We start from the raw sequence: 4,391 nt of genomic DNA, 5'->3' as shown, positions 1-4,391 counted from the left end.
GGCGGCCGTGGAACACGACGGCGTGCACGCCGCCGCCCTCGTCCACCGGCATGCCGGCCAGCGTCGTCAAGGCGTCGGTCAGCTGGAACTCGCCGCCCCTCCCCGGCTTGGTCTCGCGGAGCACGTCGAAGACGGCGCTGTGCAGCACGTACCGGCCGATGATCGCCAGGTTGCTCGGCGCGTCGGCGGCGTCGGGCTTCTCGACCAGGTCGGTGACCCGGACGACGTCCTCCGCGTCGGTCCGCTCGACCGCGGCGCAGCCGTAGAGGTGCACCTGCTCCGGGTCCACCTCGATGAGCGCGACCACGCTGCCGCCCATGTCGGCCTGCACCTCGAGCATCCGCTGCAGCAACGGGTCGCGCGGGTCGATCAGGTCGTCGCCGAGCAGGACGGCGAAGGACTCCTCGCCGACGTGCTGCGCCGCGCACAGCACCGCGTGCCCGAGCCCCATGGCGTCGCCCTGGCGGACGTAGTGGACCGTGGCCAGTTCGCTCGACTCCTGCACCTGGCCCAGCCGGCTCTCGTCTCCCTTGGCGCGCAGGGCGTCCTCGAGCTCGTAGGCGCGGTCGAAGTGGTCCTCCAGCGGCCGCTTGTTCCGCCCCGTGATCATCAGCACGTCCTCGAGCCCGGCGGCGACCGCCTCCTCGACGACGTACTGGATCGCGGGCTTGTCGACGACCGGGAGCATCTCCTTGGGCGTGGCCTTGGTCGCCGGCAGGAAGCGGGTGCCGAGGCCGGCCGCCGGGATCACCGCCTTCGTCACGCGATGGTTCATGCGCGTCACCCTAGCGATCCCGGGCCGTAGCGTGAGCCCGTGACCCGCGCCCGGACCGACGACCTCGCCGACGCCAAGGCGGCGCTCCGCCGGCGGGTGCTCGACGCCCGCCGCCGGCTGCGGCCGGGCGACCTGGGATCCGCCGCCCGAGCGCTCCGCGACGTGCTGCTGGCGACGCCCGAGGTGAGCCGTGCCCGCGTCGTCGCCGCGTACGTGTCGGTAGGGCGGGAGCCGGGGACCGGGCCCCTCCTGGACGCCTTGCTCGAGCGCGGGACCGAGGTGCTGCTCCCGGTCATGCTGCCCGACGGCGACCTCGACTGGGCGGTCCACGAGGGCGACGCCGCGCTCACGGAGGCCTCCCGCGGGCTGCTCGAGCCCACCGGCCCGCCCCTGGGCGCCGGTGCGGTGGTCGGCGCGGCGGCCGTGCTCGTTCCCGGCCTGGCGGCCGACCGCCGCGGCGTCCGCCTGGGCCGGGGCGGCGGCTCGTACGACCGAGCGCTCGCGCGGCTGGGCGGGCGGGCGTTCACCTGCGTCCTGCTGCACGACGGCGAGGTGCTCGACCTACCGGTGCCGCGCGACCGGCACGACGTACCGGTCCACGCGGCCGCGACGCCGTCGGGGCTGGTGCGGCTGCGCTGAGCCGCGCCGTCACGAGGGCGGCGACCCGGAGGGGACGAGCACCATCCGGTCCACCGCCGCCTCCCGTACGGATCCGGCATCCCACCGCATCGGCAGCGTCGCGCCGGTCCGCCACAGCTCGGTCTGGTCACCGTAGTGGCGGTGGTACGGGTGCCCGCTGATGCCGGTGAGGTCGATCCAGCGGGAGGCGTCGAGGTCGCCCAGGTCGACCACCATGCGCATCGACGGCACCCAGTCGACCTCGTAGCCCGCGCTCGCGGTCCACGCGGTCGCGTTTACGATCGACGGGCCCCCACCCACACCGACCGGACCGCGGTTGAAGACGGCCTCGATCGGCGCGACGCCCGACGATCCGAGGGTCGGGTGACGCAGCGTCAGGGTGTGCACGTCGCCCCACCGCCAGGCTTCGAGCTCCTCACCGAGACGGTCGGCCAGCTCCGCGTGGGCGTCGACCAGCGCCTCACGCAGCATGTCGTCGCGCGCCTCGACACGCGGCGTCGCACGGTCGTCCCACCAGGACGCGGTCGGGGTCGCGACGAGCCGTCTCACCACCTCCATCCAACGGCCGCCACCGTCGATCACCGCGTCGTCCGGCAGGTCGTCGCGGAAGGTCCGCAGCAGCAGGTGGCGCCAGACCGCGGCGAAGTAGGCTCCCGCAGCACTGTCGGCGGTCTGCTGGTGGTCCCAACCCACGAAGAGATCGCGCGCCGCGGCGACGTCCTGCGGCACGTCCACTGCGGTCAGCAGCGGCACGAGGGTCGGGGCCAGTCCGTTGCGCGCGTCGAACTGCATGGCCAGCAGGTCGGGGGGCGTGAGGTCGTCGGCGCCGATGAGCAGGTCACGAAGCCGCTGGCTGCGCCAGCCGTACGCGTGATCGCGCGACAGCGACGGACCCGCGCCGGCACGAACGACTGGCTGATTGGCGGTCACGACGAAGCCCTCGTCGGGGTTGCGCACGCTCGGCAGGTCCTCGAAGGCCACGAAGCCCCGCCACTCGTGCGCGCCGTCCCAGCCCGGCACCGGCCAGCGGCCGTCGTCCCCCGGGGCACGGATGGGGATGCGCCCCGGCGCCTGGTAGCCGATGGTGCCGTTGACGTCGGCGTACACGAGGTTCTGTGCCGGCACGTCGAAGCTGGCCGCCGCCGCCCGGAAGTCGTTCCAGTCCGCCGCGGCGTTCAGCGCCGGCAACGCGTCGAAGGTCGTGCCCGGCTCCAGCGCGGTCCAGCGCAGCGCGACCGCGAGGTCGGGCTGCCCCTCGCCAGCCGGCGCCCGGGAGGCGACATCGTCGAGGCTGTCCAGCCCGTCCGACAGCAGCGGACCATGCCGTGTGGAACGCACCCGCAGGTCGACGTCGTCGCCTCCCGCGACGCGGATCGTCTCCGTGCGCACCTCCATGGCGACCGACCGGCCCTGGTACTCGTAGGTGTCGTCGGTGACGCGTTCCAGCACGAAGTCCGCCACGTCGGGGCCGAGGTTGGTCAGACCCCACGCGATGCGGGCGTTGTGGCCGATGACGATCCCGGGCAGGCCGGAGAAGGAGAACCCGGTGACCGTGTAGGGGCACGCCGGGGACACGGTGCGGCAATGCAGCGCCATCTGGTGCCAGATGGACGGCTGGCCGGGTGCGAGGTGCGGATCGTTGGCCAGCAGCGGCCGGCCGCTGGCGGTGCGGTCGCCCGCCACCGCCATCGAGTTCGAGCCGATGCCGGTCCCCGATGGCCCGAGCAGCTGCGGCAGCGCCGTCGCGTCCGCGGCGGCGGTCACGAGGCGGCGGACCCGGTCGTCGCCGATGGTCGCGGGCGGCGGCGTCCCGTCAGCCGCGGCGGACGCCGGGGGGTCGCTGACGATCGGCTCGCGGAGGTCGAAGGGGAACGGCGGCCACAACTGCTCGACCTCCGGCGGTGACAGGGTCTCGGTGTAGGCGACCCGGTCGGCCTCGGCGGGCGTGTTGCCGCGCAGGTCCCACGCTATCGCCTTGAGCCACGCCAGGCTGTCGCCCGGGGTCCACGGCTCGGGCGCGTAGCCGGGGCGCTGGAGGCCGAGGATCGTGTACTCGAGCGCGATCGACGACGTGCCGCGGTCGCGCAGGTAGGCGTTGACCCCGGACGAGTAGGCTTCGAGGATCCGGACGCTCTCGGGCGACAGGAGCGCGAGCTCCTGTTCGGCTACGCGTCGCCAGCCCATCGTGCGTATCACGCGGTCGGTGTCGAGCTGGCCCGCGCCGAACAGCTCCGACAGCCGGCCCGCGGTGGTGTGGCGACGCACGTCCATCTCCCAGAACCGGTCCTGCGCGTGGACAAAGCCCTGGGCCGCGAACAGGTCCTCGACGGTGTCGGCGTAGATGTGCGGCACCCCGAAGCCGTCCCGGCGCACGTCGACCGGGCGGCGGAGCACGTCGAGCTCGATCGCGCCGTCGGTCACTGGCCACGGGCGCCGCACGGCGACCAGTGCAGCGACGGACGCAGCGAGCAGGGCCGCCAGGAGCAGGACCGCGAGCACCGTCAGGACGGCGCGGCGACGCTTCACGTCGTCGCCCCGGCACGGTATGTCACAGGTGGAAGCCCTCCGTGGCCGGATGCGCACTGGGCCGCGATCCTGCCATACCGTCGCCGGCGCACGGGTGCCACCGCGACGCCGTCGTCACGTCATGTCCATCCGCCCGGATCGACGATCGGCGGATCCGGTCCTCCAGCAGTCCGCGGAACCAGGCTCCACAGGATTCGTGCGGCAGGCGCCCATCACGTACGGTTTGATCCCCGCTGTAGCTACGCGACGTGGAGGTCCTCCCACATGCCCCAGCGTTCCCATCGGCGCAGCATCCGCGCGGCGTGGCTCCGCAGCCTGCTTGCGGTGCTCATGGTCGTCGGTCTCGTGGCGCCCGCCACGGCCGCCCGCCCGAACACGAAGAACAACGTCGACTTCACACTCACGGTCCTGCACAACAACGACGGCGAGTCCGATCTGCTCGCCAGCGACG

The 4,391-nt window shown here is 73.5% G+C and carries 4 protein-coding genes; 2 read left to right on the top strand and 2 right to left on the bottom strand.

Annotated features, from left to right (window positions below):
* Positions 1 to 775 (bottom strand): UTP--glucose-1-phosphate uridylyltransferase (locus VK923_09180; protein HSJ44839.1); only part of this gene is annotated, 775 nt, incomplete at its 3' end.
* A gap of 39 nt (positions 776 to 814) precedes the next feature.
* Between VK923_09180 and VK923_09175 the strand changes: the two genes are divergently transcribed.
* Entirely contained in the window at positions 815 to 1,414 is a 600-nt protein-coding gene (locus tag VK923_09175; protein ID HSJ44838.1) for a 5-formyltetrahydrofolate cyclo-ligase, read from the top strand.
* Between the two features lie 9 nt (positions 1,415 to 1,423).
* Here VK923_09175 and VK923_09170 read toward each other — a convergent pair whose 3' ends face one another.
* Complete coding sequence (locus VK923_09170) at positions 1,424 to 3,940, bottom strand: penicillin acylase family protein (GenBank protein HSJ44837.1); 2,517 nt, start codon at positions 3,938 to 3,940, stop codon at positions 1,424 to 1,426.
* A gap of 264 nt (positions 3,941 to 4,204) precedes the next feature.
* Here VK923_09170 and VK923_09165 point away from each other — a divergent pair.
* Positions 4,205 to 4,391: hypothetical protein (locus VK923_09165; GenBank protein ID HSJ44836.1), on the top strand; the 187-nt coding region annotated here is incomplete at its 3' end.

Source organism: Euzebyales bacterium (assembly GCA_035461305.1).
Classification (GTDB): Bacteria; Actinomycetota; Nitriliruptoria; order Euzebyales; family JAHELV01; genus JAHELV01.
This window is presented reverse-complemented; position numbering and strand designations above follow the sequence as displayed.